Below are 1,450 nucleotides of genomic sequence, written 5' to 3' on the forward strand. Positions count from 1 at the left end.
GAAACAGTTTTGCTCCCAGAACTCACTGCAGCATAATCAAAGAACTGACCCGCACGGTGTCGAGAAAACTCCACCACTCAGCGGGACGTAACCCGGATCACCGATTTGGAGGAGCAACTGGCTGGCCTGCGGGCCGCTGTGGAGGAAGCGGAATCCGCCCAGCGGGCCGCGGAGCAGCAGGCGAGGGAGGCTTCCAGCGAACTGGCCGGCGCCTACATGCGCAACACGACGCTGCAGGAAGCTTACGAGGCCCTGCTGCAACGCATCAGCCTCACCCCAACATCGCCGGACAACCCCGCACCCGGATCTGAGGAAAACCCGGCCTGACATGCGTGAAAAAGGGGGTGAGGCCCTCACTCCGGTTCAAACAGGTGGGGGATTGTTCGTACGCCGGGCCAGGACCTCAACGCATCACTGTACAGGAGTGTCTTAAAAGCGGCAGCGCAGCATCATCTGAGTAAATGAGTAAATGAACAGGGGGAGTGGGTGAGTAAGCATAAGCCTCCGTCCTTCACTCCGTACTTCAGGCAGGGAGGACGCGGATCAAAACCGCAACAGGATGGGGTTTCCTGCACGGGCCTCGGCGACAATGAAGCTACCTGTTATCAGTAACGGTCAGTATGCCGGTACACGCTGACGAAAGTGCCACCCCGGTCTTGCCGGGGTGGCACTTTCGCAGGCAGCAGGAAGCTGCTTTTTTGGTGGTGCGGGGTTAGAGGACGTCGACGAGAACGACGAGGACGTTGTCGACGATGGTGACGTCCACGACGTCCTGGACGTCGATGTCGTTGTTGTTCAACGCCTGAATCGTGAGGCCGTTGAGTACGTTGTTCACGGGAACGTCGACGTCGATGTTGCTCAGAATATTTCCGTCGTTGTCCACCAGACGGATCTGGTCGATGTCGACCGTGCGGTCCAGGTTCACTGCAGCTGCGACGAGGCCGCCGACGGCGCCTGCGTTCTGGTTGGGGGCTGCCTGGGCGATCCCGGCGCCGCCGAAGGCCAGCGTTCCGGTGAGAGCTACTGTGGCGAGTGTTTTGGTGATCTGCATGGGTTGTACTCCTTCGTTGATTGAAAGGGGGTTCTAATCCCGGTGCGTTACCAACGTTACGCATGTGCTTCCTGTGCATGCAAGATGATTCGTAAGGTTGCTTACTATTCCGAATTGTGATCGTGGGTAGTTCTTGCCGCCGGTACCAGTACCGTGAACACCGCAAATAGCTGCTCCGGGATGGTAGCGGTGAAGCTCGGTGTGTCGACGGTGCATCGTGGTCCAATGAACCAGCGTCAATAGGAGATTGCGGTAGACGCTGTATCGCGCCGTGGCCTCGGTTGGAGGGGTGGGTTCAGGGTGTGTGGGTTCAGGGTGTGTGGGTGGTGAATTCGGTCCAGAGTGGGTAGTGATCCGAGATCCGCCAGGATATTTCTTGTTTGGTGAGGTCGGTGAGGA

2 protein-coding genes are annotated in these 1,450 nt (G+C 58.4%); one reads left to right on the forward strand and one right to left on the reverse strand.

Annotated elements, in window-relative coordinates; genetic code table 11:
• Positions 1-105: 105 nt before the first annotated feature.
• Entirely contained in the window at positions 106-327 is a 222-nt protein-coding gene (locus IWX65_RS17545; protein ID WP_196884835.1) for a hypothetical protein, read from the forward strand.
• A gap of 385 nt (positions 328-712) precedes the next feature.
• Here the strand turns inward: IWX65_RS17545 and IWX65_RS17550 are convergent, their stop codons facing one another.
• Positions 713-1,051 carry a hypothetical protein gene (locus tag IWX65_RS17550; protein WP_196884836.1) on the reverse strand — a complete coding sequence of 113 codons (339 nt, stop codon included), beginning with the start codon at positions 1,049-1,051 and terminating at the stop codon, positions 713-715.
• Positions 1,052-1,450: the final 399 nt, after the last annotated feature.

Origin of the sequence: Arthrobacter sp. CAN_A214, from assembly GCF_015751955.1 — a bacterium.
Lineage (GTDB): Bacteria > Actinomycetota > Actinomycetes > Actinomycetales > Micrococcaceae > Arthrobacter_D.

What these genes read in the sequence shown, in the direction of transcription:
- IWX65_RS17550 (WP_196884836.1), bottom strand. Translation starts at nt 1,051, where the DNA reads ATGCAGATCACCAAAACACTCGCCACAGTAGCTCTCACCGGAACGCTG.